General features: G+C 69.0%; 17 protein-coding genes, 1 tRNA gene and 1 pseudogene. 15 read left to right on the top strand and 4 right to left on the bottom strand.

All coding sequences use genetic code 11. The features are described 5' to 3' along the window. Positions 1–19: 19 nt before the first annotated feature. Both ABD154_RS11835 and ABD154_RS11830 read right to left on the bottom strand, forming a co-directional pair. Positions 20–2,548, bottom strand: coding sequence for a UvrD-helicase domain-containing protein (locus ABD154_RS11835; protein ID WP_198498251.1), 2,529 nt, complete (start codon positions 2,546–2,548; stop codon positions 20–22). Positions 2,549–2,687: 139 nt separating this feature from the next. Beyond that, positions 2,688–3,116, bottom strand: coding sequence for a hypothetical protein (locus tag ABD154_RS11830; protein ID WP_198498252.1), 429 nt, complete (start codon positions 3,114–3,116; stop codon positions 2,688–2,690). A 66-nt stretch (positions 3,117–3,182) separates the two neighbouring features. On the opposite strand from ABD154_RS11830, the gene ABD154_RS11825 reads away from it, so the two are divergent. The 6 genes from ABD154_RS11825 (at position 3,183) to pth (ending at position 8,576) form a co-directional block, all read left to right on the top strand. Next, a tRNA-Gln gene (locus ABD154_RS11825) sits at positions 3,183–3,254 on the top strand. A gap of 35 nt (positions 3,255–3,289) precedes the next feature. After that, positions 3,290–4,747 (top strand): bifunctional UDP-N-acetylglucosamine diphosphorylase/glucosamine-1-phosphate N-acetyltransferase GlmU, encoded by a 1,458-nt coding sequence (gene glmU, locus ABD154_RS11820; protein ID WP_137826788.1) that lies wholly within the window; start codon positions 3,290–3,292, stop codon positions 4,745–4,747. Further along, a complete protein-coding gene (locus ABD154_RS11815) occupies positions 4,740–5,711 on the top strand; it encodes a ribose-phosphate diphosphokinase (protein WP_198498253.1) in 972 nt (323 codons plus the stop codon). The genes glmU and ABD154_RS11815 overlap by 8 nt, the downstream gene beginning before the upstream one ends. Before the next feature lie 204 nt (positions 5,712–5,915). Beyond that, positions 5,916–6,968, top strand: a complete 1,053-nt coding sequence (locus tag ABD154_RS11810) for an alpha/beta fold hydrolase (RefSeq protein ID WP_198500921.1) — start codon at positions 5,916–5,918, stop codon at positions 6,966–6,968. A 136-nt stretch (positions 6,969–7,104) separates the two neighbouring features. Next, a complete protein-coding gene (locus ABD154_RS11805; RefSeq protein ID WP_198498254.1) occupies positions 7,105–7,752 on the top strand; it encodes a 50S ribosomal protein L25/general stress protein Ctc in 648 nt (215 codons plus the stop codon). A 221-nt stretch (positions 7,753–7,973) separates the two neighbouring features. Next, complete coding sequence (gene pth / locus ABD154_RS11800) at positions 7,974–8,576, top strand: aminoacyl-tRNA hydrolase (RefSeq protein ID WP_198498255.1); 603 nt, start codon at positions 7,974–7,976, stop codon at positions 8,574–8,576. Between the two features lie 101 nt (positions 8,577–8,677). On the opposite strand, the gene ABD154_RS11795 is transcribed toward pth, so the two are convergent. Next, complete coding sequence (locus ABD154_RS11795) at positions 8,678–9,394, bottom strand: rhomboid family intramembrane serine protease (protein ID WP_198498256.1); 717 nt, start codon at positions 9,392–9,394, stop codon at positions 8,678–8,680. A gap of 304 nt (positions 9,395–9,698) precedes the next feature. Between ABD154_RS11795 and mfd the strand changes: the two genes are divergently transcribed. The 4 genes from mfd to eno all read left to right on the top strand — a co-directional run bounded on the left by mfd (position 9,699) and on the right by eno (position 15,992). After that, entirely contained in the window at positions 9,699–13,232 is a 3,534-nt protein-coding gene (gene mfd, locus ABD154_RS11790) for a transcription-repair coupling factor (protein ID WP_232623897.1), read from the top strand. 7 nt (positions 13,233–13,239) lie between these two features. Beyond that, positions 13,240–13,767 (top strand): MazG nucleotide pyrophosphohydrolase domain-containing protein, encoded by a 528-nt coding sequence (locus ABD154_RS11785; RefSeq protein ID WP_232623534.1) that lies wholly within the window; start codon positions 13,240–13,242, stop codon positions 13,765–13,767. After that, positions 13,764–14,606 (top strand): tyrosine-protein phosphatase, encoded by an 843-nt coding sequence (locus ABD154_RS11780; RefSeq protein WP_198498258.1) that lies wholly within the window; start codon positions 13,764–13,766, stop codon positions 14,604–14,606. The genes ABD154_RS11785 and ABD154_RS11780 overlap by 4 nt, the downstream gene beginning before the upstream one ends. 105 nt (positions 14,607–14,711) lie before the next feature. Then, positions 14,712–15,992, top strand: a complete 1,281-nt coding sequence (eno, locus tag ABD154_RS11775) for a phosphopyruvate hydratase (protein ID WP_137824267.1) — start codon at positions 14,712–14,714, stop codon at positions 15,990–15,992. 421 nt (positions 15,993–16,413) lie between these two features. Here the strand turns inward: eno and ABD154_RS11770 are convergent, their stop codons facing one another. Beyond that, positions 16,414–17,517 (bottom strand): DUF559 domain-containing protein, encoded by a 1,104-nt coding sequence (locus ABD154_RS11770; RefSeq protein ID WP_198498259.1) that lies wholly within the window; start codon positions 17,515–17,517, stop codon positions 16,414–16,416. 640 nt (positions 17,518–18,157) lie between these two features. Here ABD154_RS11770 and ABD154_RS11765 point away from each other — a divergent pair. The 5 genes and pseudogenes from ABD154_RS11765 (at position 18,158) to ABD154_RS11745 (ending at position 22,964) form a co-directional block, all read left to right on the top strand. Continuing rightward, on the top strand, positions 18,158–18,658 hold the full coding sequence (locus ABD154_RS11765; RefSeq protein ID WP_198498260.1) for an FtsB family cell division protein: 501 nt from the start codon (positions 18,158–18,160) through the stop codon (positions 18,656–18,658). Beyond that, positions 18,658–19,152: pseudogene (locus ABD154_RS11760) on the top strand (DUF501 domain-containing protein); the annotation flags it as partial. The gene ABD154_RS11765 and the pseudogene ABD154_RS11760, both read left to right, overlap by 1 nt. A 123-nt stretch (positions 19,153–19,275) precedes the next feature. After that, complete coding sequence (locus ABD154_RS11755) at positions 19,276–20,214, top strand: Ppx/GppA phosphatase family protein (RefSeq protein ID WP_198498261.1); 939 nt, start codon at positions 19,276–19,278, stop codon at positions 20,212–20,214. Further along, on the top strand, positions 20,211–21,521 hold the full coding sequence (locus ABD154_RS11750) for a S8 family peptidase (RefSeq protein WP_198498262.1): 1,311 nt from the start codon (positions 20,211–20,213) through the stop codon (positions 21,519–21,521). Before ABD154_RS11755 ends, ABD154_RS11750 begins: the two co-directional genes overlap by 4 nt. A 66-nt stretch (positions 21,522–21,587) precedes the next feature. Then, the gene (locus ABD154_RS11745; RefSeq protein WP_198498263.1) at positions 21,588–22,964 is read left to right on the top strand and encodes an NAD(P)/FAD-dependent oxidoreductase; all 1,377 of its coding nucleotides are present in this window, start codon (positions 21,588–21,590) and stop codon (positions 22,962–22,964) included. Positions 22,965–23,013 lie beyond the last annotated feature (49 nt).

The following is a 23,013-nucleotide window of genomic DNA, read 5'->3' as shown; positions in this document are numbered from 1 at the left end:
GGACACCTGAGGAGTCGACTCAGCCGAGCTTTTCGACCGGCGCGTACCGGAGCAGGAGGCGCTTCGTGCCGAGCGAGCCGAAGTCGACGACGGCGACGGCCTTGTCGCCGACGCCGTTGACCTCGGTGACGGTGCCGAGGCCGAATGACTCGTGGGAGACCTTCTCACCCACGGACACGGAGATGACTTCGCGGTTGGGGCGGATGCGGTTGGGGAAGCCGCCCGCCGTCGACGAGGACGACCGGCTGCTGCGCGATGATCCGGAACCGCGGGTCGACCCGCCGCCGTAGCCGCTGCCCGAACCGTAGCCGCCGGAGCCGAAGCCGCGCGATCCTGAGCCGAAGCCCCCGCCGCTGCCGAGCGCCGAGGAGAAGCTGCCGGTGCTCTCCCACTCGATGAGGTTCTCCGGGATCTCCGTGAGGAACCGGCTCGGCGGGTTGTACTGCGGCTGGCCCCACATGCTGCGGGTCTCGGCACGCGTGACGATGAGCCGCTGGCGGGCCCGGGTGAGGCCGACGTAGGCGAGGCGACGCTCTTCGGAGAGCTCGCTCGGATTCTCGAAGGACCGCGCGTGCGGGAAGCCGCCGTCCTCGAGTCCGGTGAGGAAGACGACGGGGAACTCGAGGCCCTTCGCCGTGTGCAGGGTCATCAGCGTGACCTGACCGAGTTCGGCGTCGGGGATCTGATCGGTGTCCGAGGCGAGGGCGACCTGCTCGAGGAACGCATCGATCGACGAGCTGCCGGCCGCCTCGGCGGGGGACTCGACGTCGGAGGACTCAGCGTCGGCACCGGATTCGGCGGTCGCCTCGGCGAGGGCATCCTCCGGCTCTGGTGCAGCGCTCGTGTCGTCGCCCTTCGCCTCCACGGCGTCGGAGGGAACGGCGTCGGATTCCGCGGTCTCCTCATCATCGGCGGCGGCGATCGTGCGGGTGGCGGCGAAGTCCTCGGCCACGGCGACGAGCTCGGCGAGGTTGTCGACCCGCGACTCGTCCTGCGGGTCCGTGCTCTTCTGAAGGGACTCGAGGTACCCGCTCTGCTCGAGGATCGCCTCGATGACACGGGACACGGGAGCCGCCTCGGCGGTCGCGGAGAGATCCCTCAGCAGGTCGTAGAACTTCTGCACCGCGGTCTGCGCCCGCGAGGGCAGGTGGGGGATCTCCTCGAGGCGACCGAGGGCCGCGTAGAAGCTGATGCCCTCCCGGTCGGCGAAGTCGGCGATGATGCCCTCGGTGCGGTCGCCGATCGAGCGCTTGGGCACGTTGAGGATGCGCCGGAGGTTGACGTCGTCGTCGGGGTTGGCGATGACGCGGAGGTAGGCGAGGGCGTCCTTGATCTCCCGGCGCTCGTAGAAGCGCGTGCCGCCGACGACCTTGTACGGGATGCCCGAGCGGACCAGGGCGTCCTCGATCGCGCGGGACTGGGCGTTCGTGCGGTAGAAGACGGCGAAGTCGCCGTACGTGTACTTCTCGTCGTCGATGAGCTCATCGATGTGGTCGACGACGAACCGTGCTTCGGCCTGTTCGTTCTCCGCGACCCAGCCGACGATCGGCTTGCCTCCGCCCTCGGAGGTCCACAGACGCTTCTCCTTGCGGTCCTGGTTGTTGGCGATGACGGCGTTCGCGGCGTCGAGGATGTTCTGCGTCGACCGGTAGTTCTGCTCGAGGAGGACCACCTCGGCGGCGGGGAAGTCCTTCTCGAACTCGACGATGTTGCGCACCGTCGCCCCGCGGAACGCGTAGATCGACTGGTCGGCGTCGCCGACGACGGTGAGCTCGGCACCGCCGGAGCCCCCGGCGCCGTCACCGGCCAGGGCGCGGATGAGCGCGTACTGGGCGGGGTTCGTGTCCTGGTACTCGTCGACGAGGATGTGCCGGAACCGGCGCCGGTAGTAGTCGGCGACCTCGGGGAAGGCGCCGAAGAGGTGGACGGTCTCGGCGATGAGGTCGTCGAAGTCGAAGGCGTTGGCGAGCTTGAGGCGCGCGGTGTAGCGGCGGAAGACGTCGGCGAGCACCTCGTCGGCCGGATTGTTGGGACGGGGGACGAAGTCCTCGGCCGTCTGGAGCTCGTTCTTGAGGTTCGAGATCCGGTGGAGGATCGCCCGCGGGGCGTACTTCTTCGAATCGAGACCGAGCTCCTTGAGGATCTGCGCGACGAGGCGCTGCGCGTCCTGGGCGTCGTAGATCGTGAAGTTCGACTTCATGCCCAGCGTCTTCGCCTCGCGCCGGAGGATCCGCACGCACGAGGAGTGGAACGTCGAGACCCACATCGAGCGCGAGGCGGGTCCGACGATCGCCGAGACGCGCTCGGCCATCTCCTTCGCTGCCTTGTTCGTGAACGTGATCGCGAGGATCTCGCCCGGGTGCGCACGTCCGGTGGCCAGCGCGTAGGCGATGCGCCTCGTGAGCACCGTCGTCTTGCCGGACCCGGCGCCGGCGACGATGAGCAGGGGAGAGCCCGTGTGGACGACGGCTTCGCGCTGGCGGGGGTTGAGTCCCGACAGCAGCTCGTCGGCGGGGGAGGCAGCCGTGATGGAGGAGTTCTCAGTCATGTCGGAGTCCACGATACCGGTCGCCGCTGACGCGAGGGGACGCCCTCACCGTCGGCAGACATCCGGGCGCCCGTCAGCACAGCGATGAACAGCTCGGCGCCGGGTTTCCCCACGCCCGCGGGCGTGCTGAGGACGCGGGTCAGCCGACGAAGACCGCGACGAGGACGTTGATGATCGCGAACGCGAACGTGAGATGCGCCATCGTCGCCGAGGGGTTCTTCGTCGCCACGGCAGCACCACCGGCACCCGTGCCGGCCGTGCCGCCTGCAGCGAGTCCGCCGTCGTCGAGTCCCGCGGCGTACCGCTTCTGCTGCCGGTTGCCGATGAAGGCGAAGACCGTGACGAGGATCGCGACGACGAGCTTGATGCCGATCTTCATGTGGTCGACCTGGCCGTCACCCATCTCCGCGAGCCCGACGAGGAGGAGTCCGGTGACGAGCTGGAGGTACGAGGCATGGAGCATTCCGGGCAGCACGCGAGGGGCGCGGATGACCGTGAAATAGCCTCCCACGATGATCGCCATGCCGATAAGATGAAGGGTGAGCAGTACCTCGCGCAGAATTTCCATACCGTTCATCGTAATGGCATGATGGTGTCTCGTGAGCGCGGGCCCTGATTGACTGGCGCACGCTGTTCCGCCCTGGTGTAATGGCAGCACGCCGGCCTTTGGAGCCGTGCAGTATAGGTTCGAATCCTATGGGCGGAGCTGGCCCCATCCGACTTGCGAAGGATTCTTTTCACATGCCGCAGACCCGACCCGTAGCCGTCATCGTCCTGGCCGCCGGCCAGGGCACCCGGATGAAGTCGGCACTGCCGAAGGTCATGCACCCCATCGGCGGTCGCTCCCTCCTCCACCACGCGATCGCCGCGGCGGCGGGGACCTCTCCCGACCACCTCGTCGTCGTCGTCCGGCACGAGCGCGACCAGCTCGTCGCCCACCTCGAGGATCTCTCGATCACTTCGACGCGCACCGTCCTCGTCGCCGACCAGGACGAGGTGCCCGGCACCGGACGCGCCACCGAATGCGCGCTCACCCAGCTGCCCGCCGACCTCGACGGCACCGTCGTCGTCACCTACGGCGACGTGCCGCTGCTGACGACGGAGACGATCACCGGCCTCGTCGAGGTCCACGAAGGCGAGCGCAATGCCGTCACCGTCCTCTCCGCCGAGGTGGGCGACCCCACCGGCTACGGACGCATCGTCCGCGACGGCGCCGGCAACCTCCTGCGCATCGTCGAGCAGAAGGACGCCACCGAGGCCGAGCGCGCGATCCACGAGATCAACTCCGGCATCTACGCCTTCGACGCCGCCGCCCTGCGGACGGGCCTGTCGTCCCTGACGACCGACAACGCCCAGGGCGAGAAGTACCTCACCGACGTCGTCGCCGTCTCCCATGACGCCGGCCTGCCCGTCGCGGCGACCGCCACCGACGACCTCTGGCAGGTCGAGGGCGCGAACGACCGCGTCCAGCTCGCGCAGCTGGGCAAGGAACTCAACCGCCGCACCTGCGAGAAGTGGATGCGCGCGGGCGTGTCGATCATCGACCCGGACACGACGTGGATCGACGTCGACGTCTCCCTCGGCCAGGACGTCACGCTCCTGCCCGGAGTCCAGCTCCTCGGCGCCACCGACATCGGGGACGGCGCCGTCGTCGGCCCCGATTCGACGCTCAAGGACACCGAGGTGGGGGCCGGAGCCCAGGTCGTGCGCACGCATTCGGAGCTCGCGATCGTCGGCCCCGGAGCCAGCGTCGGACCGTTCGCCTACCTGCGTCCGGGGACCAACCTCGGCGCTGACGGGAAGATCGGCACGTTCGTCGAGACGAAGAACGCGGAGATCGGACCCGGGGCGAAGGTGCCCCACCTCTCCTACGTCGGCGATGCGGAGATCGGGGAGGGCACGAACATCGGCGCCGCCTCGGTGTTCGTCAACTACGACGGCGTCGCCAAGCACCGCACGACGGTCGGCAAGCATGCACGGATGGGCTCGGACAACATGTACGTCGCTCCTGTGACGGTGGGCGACGGCGCCTACTCGGGTGCCGGCACCGTCGTGCGCAAGGATGTCCCTGCAGGGGCGCTCGCCATCAATGTGGCACCGCAGCGCAACCTGGAGGGCTGGGTTGAAGCCAATCGCCCCGGCACGCCCGCAGCGCGGGCCGCCGAGGCCGCATCCGAGGGGGAGCGGATCAGTGAATGAGATAACGACGGCGGGCGACAAGAAGCTCGTTCTGGTCAGCGGGCGGGCGAACCCCGAACTCGCTGAGCAGGTCGCGGAGAACCTGGGGACGGAACTGCTCCCCACCGACATCTACAACTTCGCCAACGGCGAGATCTACGTCCGGTTCTCCGAGTCGGTGCGCGGCTGCGACGTCTTCGTCCTCCAGTCGCACAGCGCTCCCATCAACGAATGGCTGATGGAGCAGCTCATCATGGTCGACGCCCTCAAGCGCGCCTCGGCGAAGCGGATCACGGTCATCGCACCGTTCTTCCCCTACGCGCGCCAGGACAAGAAGCACCGCGGCCGTGAGCCGATCTCCGCGCGCCTCGTCGCCGACCTCTACAAGACGGCCGGCGCCGACCGCATCATCACCGTCGACCTCCACACCGCGCAGATCCAGGGCTACTTCGACGGTCCCGTCGACCACCTCATCGCGATGCCGATCCTCGCCGGGTACGTCAAGGACAAGTACCCCGGCGACCTCGCCGTCGTCTCGCCCGATGCCGGCCGCATCAAGGTCGCGGAGAACTGGTCGAACGCGCTCGGCGGCGTGCCGCTGGCCTTCATCCACAAGACCCGCGACATCACCCGGCCGAACGAGACGAAGGCCAACCGCGTCGTCGGTGAGGTCGAGGGCCGCACGTGCGTGCTCGTCGACGACATGATCGACACCGGCGGCACGATCGTCCAGGCCGCCGACGCCTGCATGGCGGCCGGCGCGAAGAACGTCATCGTCGTCTCGACCCACGCCGTCTTCTCCGGACCCGCCGTCGAGCGCCTCGAGAACTCCGTTGCCGAGGAGGTCATCGTCACGAACACGCTGCCGCTGACCGAGGACAAGCTCTTCGACAAGCTCACGGTGCTCTCGATCGCCCCGCTCATCGCCCGCGCCGTCCACGAGGTCTTCGAGGACGGGTCGGTGACGAGCCTCTTCGAGGTCTGAGCTCCCGCACCTGCGAACGCACCCTTGCCGCCGGCGGGGGTGCGTTCGGTATTCACCGACCGGTTTCTGCGGTCGTCGTGCTGCCGTCGGCATGCTGCGGTCGGCATGCTGGGTTCGGCAGGCTGCAGTCGGGGCGGCTGAGCGGCCAGCGGGGCGCTCGGGCGTTCTACACTGAGGAGTGAGCCGAGGAAGGGAGCCGTGACGATGTCGACCCACGACTACAACCGCTACCGGGTGGACGTCGCCGGAGGACAGCTCTCCGTCGGCGTCTGGGAGCCGGTCTCCGCCGAACCCGGGCCCGTGCCCACCGTCTGCGTCATCCACGGGATCACCTCGAACCACCTCTTCTTCGCCGGTCTCGTCCCGCTCCTGCCCGGTGTCCGCATCATCGGTCCCGACCTGCGCGGACGGGCCGACTCCCGGCTCCTCGGGGCTCCCTTCGGGATGCTCGCGCATGCCGAGGACGTGCTCGCAGCGATCAACACGTTCTCCGATTCGAGTGTCGTCACCCTCGTCGGCCATTCGATGGGCGGCTTCGTCGCGATGACCCTGGCCGGTCTGCCGGCCGCCCTCGACAGCGATGGCCGGGAGGCCGCCGAGGCGACCGTCCGCTTCCGCGGCCCTGTCCTCATCGACGGGGGACTTCCCCTCCCGCTCGCCCTGCCGGGTGCGGGGGAGGACCCGGCGTCCGCCGAGGGCTCCGACCGTGACGGCGACGATGGGCTCAACGCCGCGCTCGACACCGACGATCTCATCGCCGCGGTCCTCGGCCCGGCCGCCGAGCGGCTGTCGATGAGCTTCGACACCGTCGAGGAGTACCTCGCGTTCTTCGCCGCCCACCCCGCCTTCGTCGACGGTCTCGACACGGTCGCGACCGAGAGCTTCGTCTACGACCTCGCGGCGAAGGACGACGACACGTTCCAGCCCTCGACGTCGGTCGAGGCGATGCAGGCCGACTCCGCGGACATGTACACAGGGACGGCCTACCCCGCAGCACTCGCGGCAGTGATGGGCGATGACGAACGCCAGGCCGACGTGACGTTCCTCTGCGCCGAACGCGACCTCGTCGCCGCCGAACCGGGACTCTACCCGCCCGCGGTCGTCGCGGGATTCGCCGAGGAGTGGCCGCGGATGCGGATCGTCGAGGTGCCGGGCACGAACCACTACGACATCCTGCTCACTCCCGAGGGCATCGAGGCGTGCGTGAGTGCGGTGACCTCGCGACTTGGAGCAGCCTCGGAGGGTGCCGTAGAATAGTCGGGTTGCCTCGGCGAGGGAAGCGGCTCTGCTTCCGTGATCGACGCGGTCCTGACCCACTCCTGCGGTGCCCGGCACCCGAGTGCGGCTGGCTGTTTCGCCGTGGTGCATGAGCAATCACCACGAAGGAGAGAAAATGGCTGACTTCAAACTCATCGCCGAACCCCGTGACGAATTCGGCAAGGGCGCAGCACGGCGCATCCGCCGCGCCGGTCGCATCCCCGCGGTCGTCTACGGCCACGGCGGCGACCCCGTCCACGTCTCGCTCGACGGCCACGCCACGATGATGGCCCTCAAGCACGCCAACGCGCTGCTCGAGATCGAGAGCACCGACGGATCGAAGAACGTCCTCGCGATCGCCCGCGACGTCCAGATCGAGCCCGTCCGCCGCGACATCGAGCACGTCGACCTCATCATCGTCAAGCGCGGTGAGAAGATCGAGGTCGACGTCCCCGTCCACGTCATCGGCGACGCCGCGCCCGGCACCATGGTCTCGCAGGTCGAGTCGACGCTCGCCGTCCTCGCCGACGCGACCAAGCTGCCCGAGCTCTTCGAGGTCAACGTCGAAGGCCGCCCGGCCGGCGAGCACATCCTCGCCGACCAGGTCGAGCTGCCCTCCGGCGTCGAACTCGTCGCCGACCCCGAGCTGCTCATCGTCAACATCTCCGAAGAGGTCGAGATGGACACCGAGTCCGACGCCGACGAGACCACCGACGAGGAGACCACGGACGAGGAGTCGACCGACGAGGCCGCTTCCGAGGACGAGTCCTCCGACGAGGAGTGACCGCGTTGGTCTGACCGCGCTGGTCTGAGACCGGCCACCGTCTAGTGAGTCGCTGATTCGGCGGGCCGCCACCATGGCGGCCCGCCGAACTGCATAGTGTGGGACGTGTTGGAGTGAGCGGACGCGGCCGGACTAGCGCGTCGCGTCGGTTCGGACGTGTGCGCAGCTGGCCGCTGCACGGTTCGCCGAGGCGGCGGGGGACGAATGAGGAGAGGACTGCGATGAGCAGCGAACCATGGCTGGTCTTCGGACTCGGCAATCCGGGCCCGGAGTACGCGGCGACCCGGCACAACATCGGTCAGATGGTCGTCGGCGACCTCGCCCAGCGGTGCGGGATCACCCTCAAGCGGACGAAGATGGCGGCGAACGCGGGAACCGGGCGGCTGCCGCACGGCCGCGTGCCCGGCGTCCCCGGCCCACGGGTCGTGCTGGCCACCTCGACGGGGTACATGAACAACTCCGGCGGCCCGGTCCGCCGACTCGCCGACTTCTACGGCATCGACCCCGACCGCATCATCGCCGTCCATGACGACGTCGACCTGCCCTTCGACACGATCAAGGCGAAGATCGGCGGGGGAGAGGGCGGCCACAACGGCCTGCGGTCGATGACCTCGTCGCTGGGCACGAAGGACTACGTGCGCATTCGCGCGGGCGTCGGCCGCCCGCCCGGACGCCAGGACACCGCCGACTACGTGCTCCGGCCCTTCTCGAAGGATGAGCGCACCACGCTGCCGATCTTCGTCTCCGACGTCGCCGACGCCGTCGAGATGCTCATCATCGACGGCCTGCTGCCCGTTCAGGAGAAGTTCCACGCCCGCAGCTGAACCGGGGCCGCGCAACGGGCGGACCGCCTCGGCGAGGTCGGTTCAGATCTGCGCGGACACCGCGCTCACGCCGACAGGACCGTTCACGGCAGCCGGACCACTCACGCCGTCGTGCGCGAGCCCTGCCTGCGGTGGATGAGCCACGCGGCGAGGACGCCGCCGATGAAGCCGAAGAGATGACCCTGCCACGAGACGCCGTTGGCCTGCGGGAGCATCCCGAAGACGAGGGAGGCCCCGTAGGTGATGAAGATGAAGAACCCGATCGTGAAGTAGATGATCTTGCGGAGGACGTCGTCGGTGAACCACGTCCGCACCGCGAGGTAGCCGAAGTAGCCGAAGACGATCCCCGAGGCGCCGACGATGTACGTCCCCGGCATCGTCGTCAGCCACGCCCCGACCCCGGCGACGACCGCGGTGACCGCCGTGACGAGCCAGAAGCGGCGTGCGCCCTCGGCGGCGATGAAGAGGCCGAGGACGAGGAATGGGAACGTGTTGGCGAGCAGATGCCCGAACCCGGCGTGGAGGAGCGGGGAGGTGATGACGCCGTAGAGCGAGATCGGATTCCAGGCCTGGAGACCGAGGAGGTCGAGGTCGGCGGGCAGGATCGCATCGACGATCTCGATGATCCACATGAGGGCGAGGAGGACGAAGACCGGCGCGAACCGTGAGAGTCCGCCGCCGCGGCCGACCGCCGATCTGACGCGGTCTCGCAGCGACGGCTGGGCTCCCACCTGGGGCTGGGCGGGAGACGGTGAGTCGGTGCCGAAGAGGAGGCGGGACTCCTCGGCGGTGAAGCGGGGGGATTCGTCGGAGCTCATGTCCCGATTATCCAAGACGAAGTTTGGAGAACACCCAGAGACACCCGTGTGCGGAGGCAATCGTGACCGTTCCGTCACTGACCGTCCAGGGTCCGGGAGTGCGGTCATTGCCTGACCCCGCCGAGGCGGTTCGCTGTGAGCAGTGACCCTGAACTGGGCGTGGGGTGTGAGCCCGGGATCCGACCCAGTGCGCCGGCGGCGAACAGCAGGGTCCCGTGTCCGTGGGGTGGCCTAGAATTGTGGGGTGCTCACCGGACTCGATCTCACGCTGCAGAACCCCGCCGTCACGGAACTCGTCGAAGCCATGGGCGACCCGGCGACGACGCACGGCACCATCGACGCGATCCGCGGACTGTGGCCCTCGATCCTGCGCCGGACGGTGACCGCGGGCGAGGTCACCTCCCCGCAGCTCATCGTCACCGCCACGACCCGCGAAGCCGAGGACCTCGCGCGGTCGCTGGCCGACTGGGTCCCCGCGGAGTCGATCGCCGTCTTCCCGAGCTGGGAGACGCTGCCGCATGAGAAGCTCTCACCCCGGTCGGACACCGTGGGCCAGCGCCTCGAGATCCTCCGCCGCCTCGCCCACCCCAAGCCCGGCCGCGGTCTCACCTTCGTCATCGCCCCCGTGCGCGCGTTCCTCCAGCCCTTGGCCAAGGGCCTCGGCGAGATCCCGCCGATCGAGGTCGCCGTCGGCGACGAGACCGACATCGAGGAGCTCTCCGCCCGCCTCACCGAACTCGCGTACACGCGCGTCGACATGGTCTCCCGTCGCGGCGAGTACGCGGTGCGCGGCGGCATCGTCGACATCTTCCCGCCGACGGCCGATCACGCCCTGCGCATCGAGTTCTTCGGCGACGAGGTCGATGAGATCCGCGAGTTCGCCGTCACCGATCAGCGGTCGATCGCCGCCGAGGCCGACGCCGAGCCCCTGCGCCTCTCGGCACCCCCGGTCCGCGAACTCCTCCTCACCGACTCCGTGCGGGCACGCGCCGCCGAGCTCGCCCCGACCCTGCCGGCGGCTGCCGACATGCTCGAGAAGATCGCCGCCGGCATCGCCGTCGAGGGCATGGAGTCGCTCACTGCGGTCCTCGCCGACGGCATGGAGCCGCTCATCGCGCTCCTGCCGGCGGGCACGAAGATCATCATCGCCGAACCCGAGCGCGTGCGGGCGCGCGCGGCCGACCTCGTCGTGACGACGAACGAGTTCCTCGAAGCCGCGTGGTCGGGGGCCGCCGGCGGCGGTGAGACGCCCATCGACCTCTCCGCGGCGACGTTCCGCACAGTCGACGAGATGCGCGAGGGCGCCGAACTCATCGGGCTCGCGTGGTGGGAGATCGGGGGCTTCGCCGCCGACGCCGAGATCGCCGCTCCCGGTGACAACATCTTCTCCCTCCCGGCCCGACCCCCGAAGGGCTACGCCGGGGACGTCGAGGCGATCCTCGCCGATGTCAGGGGCCTCATCCACGACCAGTGGCGGATCCTCGTCCTCACCGAGGGCCAGGGACCGGGCAAGCGCATGGTCGAGGTGTTCTCCGAGGCCGGCATCCCCGCGACCTTCGTCGACGACCCCACCGATGTGCCCCCGGCGCTGGTGACGGTGACGACGGCCGCGCCGTTCGGCGGCTTCGTCTTCGACGACCTCAAACTCGCCGTGCTCACCGAAGCCGACGTCCTCGGTCGCGCCGCCGCCACCTCGACGCGGGACATGCGCCGACTGCCGACCCGTCGCAAGCGCAACCAGGTCGACCCGCTCAACCTCGCCCCCGGCGACTTCGTCGTCCACGAACAGCACGGGGTCGGCCGGTTCGTCGAGATGACCCAGCGGACGACGGGCAAGGGCGCGGCGAAGCACACCCGCGAATACCTCATCATCGAATACGCGCCCGCCAAACGCGGGCAGCCCGGTGACCGCCTCTTCGTCCCCAGCGACGCCCTCGACCAGGTCAGCCGCTACGTCGGCGGGGAGAACCCGAGCCTCAACAAGATGGGCGGCGCCGACTGGCAGACGACGAAGGCGAAGGCCCGCAAGGCCGTCAAGGAGATCGCCGGGGAGCTCGTGCGCCTCTACTCCGCACGCCAGGCCACCGTCGGCCACGCGTACGGACCCGACACCCCGTGGCAGCGCGAACTCGAGGACGCCTTCCACTACGTCGAGACCGGCGATCAGCTCACGACGATCGACGAGGTCAAGGCCGACATGGAGAAGTCCATGCCGATGGACCGTCTGATCTGCGGCGACGTCGGCTACGGCAAGACGGAGATCGCCGTGCGTGCGGCCTTCAAAGCGATTCAGGACGGCAAGCAGGTCGCCGTCCTCGTCCCGACGACCCTGCTCGTCCAACAGCATTTCGAGACCTTCGCCGAACGCTATGCGGGATTCCCCGTCACCGTCGGGGCGCTCTCGCGGTTCCAGACGAAGGCGGAATCGGAGAAGGTCGTCGCCGACCTCGCCGACGGCAAGCTCGACCTCGTCATCGGCACCCACCGCCTGCTCAGCGGCGAGGTGCGGTTCAAGAACCTCGGACTCGTCATCATCGACGAGGAGCAGCGCTTCGGCGTCGAGCACAAGGAGACGCTCAAGGCGATGCGGACCAACGTCGACGTCCTCGCGATGTCGGCGACCCCGATCCCGCGCACCCTGGAGATGGCGGTCACCGGCATCCGGGAGATGTCGACGCTCGCGACCCCGCCGGAGGAGCGCCACCCCGTCCTCACCTACGTCGGGAAGTACGAGGACCAGCAGGTCAAGGCCGCGATCCGGCGAGAGCTCATGCGCGAGGGCCAGGTCTTCTTCATCCACAACCGGGTCAAGGACATCGAGGCCGTCGCCGCGCATCTCGCCGAACTCGTCCCCGAGGCGCGCATCGCGATCGCCCACGGCAAGATGAACGAGAACCGGCTCGAACAGGTCATCGTCGACTTCTGGGAGAAGAAGTACGACGTCCTCGTGTGCACGACGATCGTCGAGACCGGCATCGACATCGCGAACGCGAACACGCTCATCATCGACCACGCCGACCGGTTCGGCCTCTCCCAGCTCCACCAGCTGCGCGGACGGGTCGGCCGCGGTCGCGAACGCGCGTACGCGTACTTCCTCTACCCGCCCGACACCCAGCTCACCGAGACCGCACTCGACCGTCTCACGACACTGGCCGCGCACACCGAGCTCGGTGCGGGCATGCAGGTGGCGATGAAGGACCTGGAGATCCGCGGAGCCGGCAACCTCCTCGGCGGTCAGCAGTCGGGCCATATCGAAGGGGTCGGCTTCGACCTCTACGTCCGCCTCGTCGGGGAGGCCGTCGCGAACTTCCGCGGCGAGGACACCGAACCGGAAGCGGACATGCGCATCGAACTGCCCGTCGACGCGCACCTGCCCGCCGACTACGTCGACCACGAACGGCTGCGCCTCGAGGCGTACCGGAAGCTCGCGGCGGCGGCGAACGAGGACGAACTCCAGGAGGTCCTCGACGAACTCGTCGACCGCTACGGTCCCTATCCTGAGGCCGTCGGGGTTCTCGCCGATGTCGCCCGACTGCGCATCCGCGCCCGGGCCTCCGGTGTCAGCGACATCGTCGTCCAGGGCAATTTCGTCCGCTTCGGACCCGTCGAACTCGAGGACTCCCAGCTCGTGCGGCTCAAGCGCCTCTACCCGAAGTCCCTGCTCAAACCCGCCATCCGCTCGGTCCTCGTGCCCAAGCCGATGGCCGGTGACGGGTTCGGGGCCAAGGAGATGACGGACTCGGACATCCTCCGCTGGGCCCACCAGTTCCTCGACGCGATCGTGCCCGCCGCACCCGCCGAGGTCGTCCCCTCCGACGTCGTCGACGCGGGGGTGTGAGGCGGCCGTGGACGAGAACGCGGGGGTCATGGCCGAGCGCTTGGACGGTGCCGTCGAGGCGATGGCGGTGCTGCGCGCACGGTGCCCGTGGTCGTCCGAGCAGGACCATCGGAGCCTCATGCGGTACGCCCGGGAGGAGACCGAGGAGCTCATCGAGGCCCTCGAGGATCTCACCGCCGACCCGTCGCCGGGCAACCGCGACCACGTCGTCGACGAACTCGGTGACGTCCTCTACCAGATCCTCTTCCATGCCGCGCTCCTCGACGAGAGCGGCGGAAGCGACTACGGGACGACGCTCACAGACGTCATCGAGCGGCTCGAGGCCAAACTCATCCGCCGGCACCCGCTGACCTTCGACGGTCAGGGGCGCAGCGGACCCGTGCCGGCACTGGCCGACGTCGAGAGGGAGTACCGTCGGATCAAAGCCGCAGAGCGCGCACAGAAAGCCGCAGAGCGCGCACAGAAAGCCGCAGAGCGCGCACAGACGGCGGCAGCCGCAGACGCGGCACCACCAGCAGAGAGGGACGCAGAGTGAGCTTGGACAGGATCGACATCGAGGGCACCTTCAACTTCCGCGACCTCGGCGGGGCACCGGTGACCGGGGGAGCAGCGACAGCCGGGGCCATCGCCGGGGCGGCCGGCGCATCGTCGGTGGCGACCGGTCGGGTGTTCCGCGCCGACGGCCTCGCCCAGCTCACCGACCGGTCCCGGGAGGAGCTCGCCCGCCTCGGGATCACGACGGTGCTCGACCTGCGCGACATCGGCGAGCGGGCCAAGCACCCCGATGCGCTCGAGGGCCTCGACGTCGACTACATCGCCCTGCCGGTCTTCGAGGACAAGTTCTTCCCGGCCGCCCCGCTGTCGCAGGAGGAGATGATCGAATTCGCCGAGACCACGGGGATCGACCTCAGCGACCGGTCCCTGCGCCGCATCTACGACTACCTCATCGCCCACTTCGGTCCCCGGCTCGCCCTCGCCGTCGACACCGTCGCCGATCGCTGCGAGACCGGCGTCGTCTTCCACTGCTCGGCCGGCAAGGACCGCACCGGTCTCGTCGCGGCCTTCGTCCTCGCCCTCCTCGGGGTCGACCGGGACGACATCCTCGACGACTACACGGCCACGGAGGACCACCTCGGCGGATCCTTCCTCGAGAGCATCAGGCGCAACTATTCCGATGCCGGCATCTCCGGCAACCTCGCCGAGGCGGCGACCTCGGCCCCGCGCGACCTGCTGGCGGGGATACTGACCTCCCTCGATCGGACGTACGGCAACGATGCGGTGGAGAAGTACCTGCTCGAGAACGGCATGGATCCGCAGACTCCGGCGCGGCTGCGTGAACGGCTCCTGCAGGTCAGCGACGGGCAGGCGGCGTAGGCCCGGTTTCACGCATCGATCGGGGCCGGGCGGTGCCCGGTTGTGCACTAAGCTTGCGGGCAGGCACATGTTTCCCATGTGACACCGACTGCTAAGGAGTAATCAGTGGCTGAGATCGTTGCCGCAAACGCCCGTGAAATCTTGGATTCCCGGGGCAACCCCACCGTCGAGGTGGAAGTGCTCTTGGCCGACGAGTCCGTCGGTCGCGCGGGAGTGCCCTCCGGCGCCTCCACCGGTGAGTTCGAGGCCGTCGAGCTGCGTGACGGCGATCCCGAGCGTTACCTCGGCAAGGGCGTGACGAACGCCGTCGAAGCCGTCATCGATGAGATCCACGAGGCCATCGTCGGCCTCGAAAGCGATGATCAGCGCCTCGTCGACCAGGCGCTCATCGACCTCGACGGGACGGAGAACAAGTCCCGCCTCGGCGCGAATGCGATCCTCGGAACCTCGCTGGCCGTGGCCCGTGCGGCAGCGGTGTCGGCCGATCTCCCGCTCTACCGGTACCTCGGCGGCCCGAACGCCCACGTCATGCCGGTGCCGATGATGAACATCCTCAACGGCGGATCGCATGCCGACTCGAACGTCGACATCCAGGAATTCATGATCGCCCCGATCGGTGCGGCGAGCTTCCACGAAGCGCTGCAGTGGAGCGTCGAGGTCTACCACGCGCTCAAGGGCGTGCTCAAGGAGCGCGGCCTCTCCACCGGGCTCGGCGACGAGGGCGGCTTCGCACCGAACCTCGAGTCGAACGCCGCGGCCCTCGACCTCATCCTCGAGGCCATCGAGATCGCCGGTCACCGTCCGGGCCGTGACATCGCGCTCGCCCTCGACGTCGCGTCCTCGGAGTTCTTCAAGGACGGCGCCTACGAGTTCGAAGGCGAGAAGAAGTCGGCCGAGGACATGGCCGCCTACTACGAGGACCTGCTGAGCAAGTACCCGCTCGTCTCGATCGAGGACCCGCTCGACGAGAACGACTGGGAGGGCTGGGCGAAGCTCACCGCCGCGATCGGGTCGAAGGTCCAGCTCGTCGGCGACGACCTCTTCGTCACCAACCCGGAGCGCCTCGAGCGCGGCATCGACAACGACACCGCGAACTCGCTGCTCGTCAAGGTCAACCAGATCGGCACGCTCACCGAGACCCTCGACGCCGTCGAGCTCGCGCAGACGCACGGCTACACGACGATGATCTCGCACCGGTCCGGGGAGACCGAGGACACGACGATCGCCGACCTCGCCGTGGCGACCAACGCCGGTCAGATCAAGGCGGGCGCGCCCGCTCGGTCCGAGCGCGTCGCGAAGTACAACCAGCTGCTGCGCATCGAAGAGCAGCTCGGCGATGCCGCCCGCTACGCCGGCAAGCGCGCCTTCCCGCGCTTCGAAGCCTGAGGGGCTGGGCCGGCAGATTCCTGTCGGCGGGTCGCACCCACACCGAGGCGGGGGCCGAGTGATCGTTCGCGGTCACCCGGCCCCCGCCTCGGCGCTTGAAGGATTCTCCTCCCGCCAGGGACATCACGCATAACCCTGCGCTCGGCCCACTGCCCTGGGCTCGGTCCACCTCCCGGAACTCTGTGCACCACCCGGAGTTCTACGCACAACCCTGGGCGGTTCGTCCACCGTGCCCGTCCATGCACACCCCGTGGCTCGCCATCCCACCCGCGGAGCGCGACACCCTCCCCGTCCTGGGGTTGTTCATGCCGCTGAGCATGAGGGCAGGGGGAGTGCCCTCACGCTCAGCGGCTGCCCGATACGCCGCCGAGGTGACACCTCACCCCGCGCCGGCGGCACCCACGCCCTCCCCGGCGGCACCTCACCCCGCCGAGGCGGCGGACGCGGACGCCATGACGACGTGCTTGATCTCGTTGAACTTCGCCTCTTCGAAGAGTTCCTTCCAGCTGATGCGAATGACCCGCCACCCGCGCTCGCGCAGCCACTGCTCACGGCGGCGCTCCTTCTCGAGCTCCTCGCGGGGTACGCCGGATCCGAGGTAGAGCTTGCCGATTCCGTCGACCTCGACGATGAGCCGCGCGCCCTTGTGGCAGAAGTCGACGCGGATGTCGGGCCTCTGCCGCTCGGTCGGGAACGTCACTTGGGGCACCATCCCGACGATGCCGTGCTGGTAGAAGCGGACGGCGGCGATCGATTCTCCGGGCGATTCGCGACGTCCGTCGGCGAGGTCGAGGGCGCGCTCGACCCGCTTCGTGTTCCGCTTCTCGACCGCCTGCGCGACGACGGCGCGGATCCTCTCCAGCGTCGTCAGTGAGCGCCGGAGGGCGTCGTCGATCATCGCCACCGAGATCTCGAGACTGTACGTGCGGGCGACGTCGACGAGGGTGCGCTCGAGCGTCGTCACCCGCATCCCGCCCACGCGCTGCCAGTGCGCAGCGGGAATCGTCGTGCCGCGGACGTGGAGGCTCGGGTACCGGCGGTTGACGCCGGGACGCACGACTTCGACCTGGTGCGTGACCGGGTAGGCGACCGGCAGACCGTGGACGAGGGCGGCCGAGATGTGGGAGACGACCTCGACGTCGACCCCTGACTGCGCCTCGCGGTTCGGGTGGTCGGTCGTCTCGTCCGCACCGGAATCCCCGGATCCCACCGCGCCCGAATCCCCGGTATCAGTCGCCGAGGCGGTCCTCGCGTTCCGTCGCTGGAACTGGAGTTCGCGCCTGGCCATGACCTTGGCGCTGAGTTCGTTGATCGCGTCGCGATTGTCGCCATGCTCGACGAGCTCGTCATGCGTTCTCTCCGCGATGCCCGCCCAGAGCGGGCGATGACGCTCGACCGTGCAGACGCGCCTGGCCACATAGACCCCGCGCGAGAGTCGGAGCAGACAGCATGTGCGAGCGAATCGGATGTCCTCGTGGGTGAAGCCGAGCCGGTTGAGTTCCTGGGTCGTCAGTATTCGGTACATGGATACAAAGTGCATCAAACGTCAGTAAAGCGCAATAGAAACTTCCCGTCCTGTGGATAACTCTGGGGATGGCGTGTGGGCGGCTGTGGATAACGAGGGCGGGCGGGCGCGCAGTGGCAGGGGCGGGGTGAGGATGCGCGGGCGGGACGGGGGAGCGCTGCTGCTGGTCCGGAGCGGGGCGCGGTCGGCGGGCGGTTTCTCGCATCCCGCCCGTGGAGCGGCACAGACAACCCGTGCACGCGGTGGATCTGCGGCTCAGGGTTGTGCGCAGAGAGTTCCGCGGTGTTCGTGCAGCTGCGGGTTGTGCGTGGGCCTGCGGGTTGTCGCGCAGGCAGCTTGCGGGTCGTACGTGGGCTCACGGGTTGTGCGTGCGCTTGCGGGTCGTCGGTGAATCTGCGCGGTGTGTGAATCGCGGCTTGAGCCCGGTTGCTAATCGTCGCCACCGTCCCGCTCGCACCCACCTCGGAGGCCTGCCCGCGCTCGAGGATTCCCGCAGAGGCTCCCACGCCATCGCGACGCCTGCGGAATCCCCGACACCGAACACGCCACGGCGTGGAAATCCCGGCTCGCCCCGATGCGACCAGGCAGACTTATCTGTGTTGCGGCTGCCTTCCCAATCCCCGGCCGCAGAGGAAGAGTCATGGTTCCGAGCAAACCGAGAAGAACTGCCCCGAAGACGGCTCCCGGCAAGGCCGCTCCTCGGCGACGCCCGAAACCCGTCGTCGAGGCGACCGCGAGCCGTGATGCGCGCGGCCGCCGGATGTCCTGGCAGGCCGGAGTCTTCCTTGCCGTCATCGCCATCGTGCTCGTGACGTTCCTCCCCTCGATCAACTCCGCGCTCAAGCAGGCGCAGCAGATCGCTGCGCTGAACAACGAGATCGACTCCACCCGCTCCGAGGTCGAGGCGCTGCGGGAGAAGAACGAGAATCTCAAGGATCCGACCTACATCGCCCGCAAGGCCAGGGAGGACCAGTACTACGTCGAAGAGGGCAAGAACGCTGTCATCGTCACCAACCAGGACTCGGAAGACGATGACGATTCGGACACAACGCGCCCACAGCGCAGCCAAGCCTGGTACCTTGAGTTGCTGGAGTCGATCGAGGAGGTCGGCAATTCGAGCAACACGACGGGAACGGACTGATGATCACAGAGTGCACCGAGGCGGACTTCGCAACGCTGAAGGAGCAGCTCGGACGCATTCCCCGCGGGGTCGTCGGCATCGCCGCCCGCAGCACCACCGGTGAGCCCCTCGTCGTCGCGACCGCCCCGCGCCTCGAGGACGGCACCCCCTTCCCGACGACCTTCTACCTCACCCACCCGGCCTACGTCGCCGAGTCCTCCCGCCTCGAAGCGGCGGGGATCATGGCCGAATGGACCGCGGAGCTCGGCGCCGACGACGAGCTCGCCGCCGCCTATGCCCGGGCCCATGACTCCTATCTCGCCGTCCGGTCCGAGATCGGCCGCGCCGCCGGCATCGCCGAGGTCGAGGAGATCGCGGACTTCTCCGCCGGCGGCATGCCGACCCGGGTCAAGTGCCTTCACGCCCTCGTCGGCCACGCCCTGGCCGCCGGGCCCGGAGCCAACCCGATCGGCGACCGCGCGATCGGACTGATGACCGATGTTCCCACCCCTGCCGTCACCCCCGCCGAGGCGACCGCGGAGTCGATCCCGGGTGCGGGCTCGGAGACGGGGCAGGGATCCCCGGCCGCGGCGTCATCGGCCGACGCCGCCTCGCAGACGACGGACTAGGAGAGAACCATGCGCGTAGCCGCCTTCGACTGCGGAACCAATTCGCTGCGCCTGCTCGTCGCCGACATCGATGAGGCCGGCACGATGACCGAGCTCCTCCGCGAGACCCGCATCGTCCGCCTCGGCCAGGGAGTCGACGCCACGGGGGAGTTCGCCCCCGAAGCGCTCGAGCGCACCTTCGCCGTGACACAGGAGTACGCCGATGCCGCCGCAGAGTTCGCACCGGAGAAGATCCGCTTCGTCGCCACCTCGGCGAGCCGGGACGTGAAGAACCGGGACGAGTTCTTCGCCGGGATCTTCGCGATCCTCGGCGTCGTCCCCGACGTCATCACCGGCGATGAGGAGGCCCACCTCTCCTTCCTCGGCGCGACGGCGGGCCGCAGCGCCTCCGAGGGCCCCTTCCTCGTCATGGACCTCGGCGGGGGATCGACGGAGCTCGTCCTCGGCACCGAGGCCGTCGAGTCCGCGGTGAGCATGGACATCGGATCGGTGCGCCTGACCGAGCGCCACATGAGCACCGATCAGCCCGACGACGGCCAGGTCCGCGCCGCCGTGACCGACATCGATGAGCACCTCGATCGCGCCGCCGAGGTGGTCGACCTGGCCGCGGCCCGCACCTTCATCGGCGTCGCCGGGACCGTGACGACCCTGACCGCCGGCATCCTCGACCTCGACAGCTACCAGCGCGAGCGCATCCACGGGGCGAAGCTCACCGTCGCCGACGTCGAACGCCAGGTCGACGCGCTCCTCCGGATGGACCGTGAGGCCCGTGCCGCGCTGCCGTACATGCACCCCGGACGCGTCGACGTCATCGCCGCCGGCGGGCTGATCTTCGCCCGCGTCGTCGCCCGGGTCGCCGACGCCGTGCGCGCCGCGGGCGGCAAGCTCACCATCACCGTCTCCGAGACGGACATCCTCGACGGCATCGCCCTCGACCTCGCGTCATGACCGGGAGCAGCGCACCGCCGACGACGCGCACCGGGCGCCGACCCCGTGCGCTGACGAAGCTTGCGCTCATCGGCCTCGTCCTCGGACTCGTCGTCGGCACCGCGCAGCCGGCGCTGGCCGCCCCGAAGCCGGGGCCCGGGCAGTGGTTCATCGGCGACTACGGCATCGAAGAGCTGTGGAAGACGACGACGGGCAAGGGTGTCAAGGTCGCCGTCATCGACTCGGGTGTCAACAAGGACCACGAGGACCTCAAGGACGTCGTGACGGCCGCGAAGGACTTCAGCGGCCTCGGCAAGGACGGCACGACGCCGATCGGCGGCAAGGACACGATCCACCACGGCACCGCCGTGGCCGGCGTCATCGCCGGTCAGGGCGAGGGCGCCGGGCCGATCGGGGTGGCCCCGGACGCGGAGATCCTCTCCGCCTCGATGTGGCTCGGCCCCGACCGTCCCAAGGACTCTGGGTCGACGCGCGAGCAGGCGGCGGAGGCGATCCGCTGGTCCGTCGACAACGGCGCGAAGATCATCAACATGTCCCTGGGCTGGGACGACCCCGCGTGGCCGTCGAGCTGGGACGAGGCATTCAAGTACGCCTACGAGAAGGACGTCCTCGTCGTCGCCTGCGTCGGCAACGCCTCCCAGGGCGCAACCCAGGCGTGGTCGCCGTCGACGGTGCCCGGCGTCATCGGCGTCGGCGGACTCGGGAAGAACGGCCGGGTGCTCGACGCCTCGACGGCACCGGGCACCGCCGTCGACCTCATGGGCCCCGCCGCCGACATCCCCATCCCGTTCTACTCCGGCGGGTACGCCGAAGGCCAGGGCTGCTCGTTCGCCGCGCCCGTCGTCTCCGGGGTCGCCGCCCTGATCCGCGCGGACAACCCCGACCTCAGCGCCGACGAGGTGGCCGCGAAGCTGCTCTCGACCGCGAAGCCCGTGACCGGACACACGGGCCAGAGCACGGCCGACAAGCCCGACCCGACCGTCGGCTGGGGTCGGCTCGACCCGCAGGCGGCGATGGACTCCGATGTGCCGAAGACCGTGCCGAGCGCCGCCGACGATCTCGCCTCCTGGGTGACGATGCACCGGCGCGCCGAAGGCAGCGCAGCGGAGACCGAGACCGCCGCCCCCGCCGAGGGCGAACAGCCGAAGGCCGTCGCGCCGAAGGACGTCGTCGCCACCCAGTCGACGCCGACGCTCGGCTACGCCGCACTCGGCGTCGGCGGCGGCATCGGACTCATCCTCCTCGCCGTGGCAGCGATCGTCTTCGCCCGCCGGAAGCGGATGCGCAGGCGACTCGGCGAGCCGTGATACGCGTCTCATCTGGGACGTCGATGATGATTAGTGAAAGTTTTCACAAGGGCCTAGGATGGGGTCATGGCTCTCATCAGAAACTCGAAACTGCGTCCACGCATCCTCGTCGTCGGCGGCGGATACCTCGGTCTCGTCACGGCCCAGAATCTGCTGAAGAATCTCGGCCGCGGTGAAGCCACCGTGACCGTCATCGACCCCAACCCGTACATGACGTACCAGCCGTTCCTCCCCGAGGTGGCCGCCGGCTCGATCGAGCCCCGCCACGCCGTCGTGCCGTTGCGCCGCAATCTGCCCGGCGCCGAGGTCATCACCGGCAAGGTCACGTCGATCAACCACGCCGACAAGTTCGTCGTCGTCGAACCCGAGAACGATGAGCCGTTCGAACTCGACTACGACCACATCATCATGGCCGCCGGCTCCGTCGCCCGCACCCTGCCGATCCCCGGCCTCAAGGAGAACGCGATCGGCCTCAAGCGGATCGAAGAAGCCGTCGCGCTGCGCGACCACCTCCTCTCCCGCCTCGCCGACGCCGCCCTCATGGAGGACGACGACGAGCGTCGCAAGGCTCTCACCTTCGTCTTCGTCGGCGGCGGCTTCGCCGGCATCGAGCTCCTCGCCGAGCTCGAGGACGTCGTGCGCTCGGCGATCGCCCAGTACGAGACCCTCACCGAGGCCGACGTCCGCTTCGTCCTCGTCGAGGCCCTCGGCCGCGTCATGCCCGAGGTCGGCGAGGCACAGGCCCGCTGGGTCGTCGAGCACCTGCGCGAGCGCGGCATCGACGTCTACCTCGAGACGTTCCTCCAGGACTGCACCGACAAGCGCGTCAAGCTCTCGAACGGCGAGGAGTTCGACGCGGACACCATCGTGTGGTCGGCCGGCGTCAAGGCCAACCCCGTCCTCATCGACTCCGACCTGCCGATCGACGAGCGCGGCCGCGTGACCGTGCGCGCCGACCTCCGTGTCGAGGGCGAAGACGGCGTCGTCGAAGGGGCATGGGCCGCCGGTGACAATGCCGCGGTGCCCGACCTCTCCGGGGGCGGTGTCGGCGGCTACTGCGTGCCCAACGCCCAGCATGCGGTGCGTCAGGCGCCCGTGCTCGCCGCCAACGTGCTCGCCGCCCTGCGCGGAGAGACCGAGTTCAAGCAGTACTTCCACAAGACCATCGGATCGGTCGCCGGTCTCGGCCTCTACAAGGGCGTCTCACAGATGGGCGACTTCGAAGCCCGCGGTCTCCTCGCATGGCTCATGCACCGCGCCTACCACGGCTACGCGATCCCGAGCATCGACCGCAAGGTCAAGGTCTTCGGCAACTGGATCCTCAACTTCGTCCTCGGTCGCGACACCACGGAGCTCGTCGACCTCGACGTGCCCCGCAAGAGCTTCGTCGAGGCTGCGGAGTCGAAGCCGGTTCCCAAGAAGGAAGAGCCCGTCAAGGCCTGATCCTGACCGCGTCTGACGGATGAGAGTCCGCAGGCGAGACCGAAGCCCC

Origin of the sequence: Brevibacterium sanguinis, from assembly GCF_039528855.1 — a bacterium.
Taxonomy (GTDB): Bacteria; Actinomycetota; Actinomycetes; order Actinomycetales; family Brevibacteriaceae; genus Brevibacterium; species Brevibacterium sanguinis.
This window is presented reverse-complemented; position numbering and strand designations above follow the sequence as displayed.

What these genes read in the sequence shown, in the direction of transcription:
- ABD154_RS11835 (WP_198498251.1), bottom strand. Translation starts at nt 2,548, where the DNA reads ATGACTGAGAACTCCTCCATCACGGCTGCCTCCCCCGCCGACGAGCTG.
- ABD154_RS11830 (WP_198498252.1), bottom strand. Translation starts at nt 3,116, where the DNA reads ATGGAAATTCTGCGCGAGGTACTGCTCACCCTTCATCTTATCGGCATG.
- glmU (WP_137826788.1), top strand. Translation starts at nt 3,290, where the DNA reads ATGCCGCAGACCCGACCCGTAGCCGTCATCGTCCTGGCCGCCGGCCAG.
- ABD154_RS11810 (WP_198500921.1), top strand. Translation starts at nt 5,916, where the DNA reads ATGTCGACCCACGACTACAACCGCTACCGGGTGGACGTCGCCGGAGGA.
- ABD154_RS11805 (WP_198498254.1), top strand. Translation starts at nt 7,105, where the DNA reads ATGGCTGACTTCAAACTCATCGCCGAACCCCGTGACGAATTCGGCAAG.
- pth (WP_198498255.1), top strand. Translation starts at nt 7,974, where the DNA reads ATGAGCAGCGAACCATGGCTGGTCTTCGGACTCGGCAATCCGGGCCCG.
- ABD154_RS11795 (WP_198498256.1), bottom strand. Translation starts at nt 9,394, where the DNA reads ATGAGCTCCGACGAATCCCCCCGCTTCACCGCCGAGGAGTCCCGCCTC.
- mfd (WP_232623897.1), top strand. Translation starts at nt 9,699, where the DNA reads ATGGGCGACCCGGCGACGACGCACGGCACCATCGACGCGATCCGCGGA.
- ABD154_RS11770 (WP_198498259.1), bottom strand. Translation starts at nt 17,517, where the DNA reads ATGTACCGAATACTGACGACCCAGGAACTCAACCGGCTCGGCTTCACC.
- ABD154_RS11765 (WP_198498260.1), top strand. Translation starts at nt 18,158, where the DNA reads ATGGTTCCGAGCAAACCGAGAAGAACTGCCCCGAAGACGGCTCCCGGC.
- ABD154_RS11755 (WP_198498261.1), top strand. Translation starts at nt 19,276, where the DNA reads ATGCGCGTAGCCGCCTTCGACTGCGGAACCAATTCGCTGCGCCTGCTC.
- ABD154_RS11750 (WP_198498262.1), top strand. Translation starts at nt 20,211, where the DNA reads ATGACCGGGAGCAGCGCACCGCCGACGACGCGCACCGGGCGCCGACCC.
- ABD154_RS11745 (WP_198498263.1), top strand. Translation starts at nt 21,588, where the DNA reads ATGGCTCTCATCAGAAACTCGAAACTGCGTCCACGCATCCTCGTCGTC.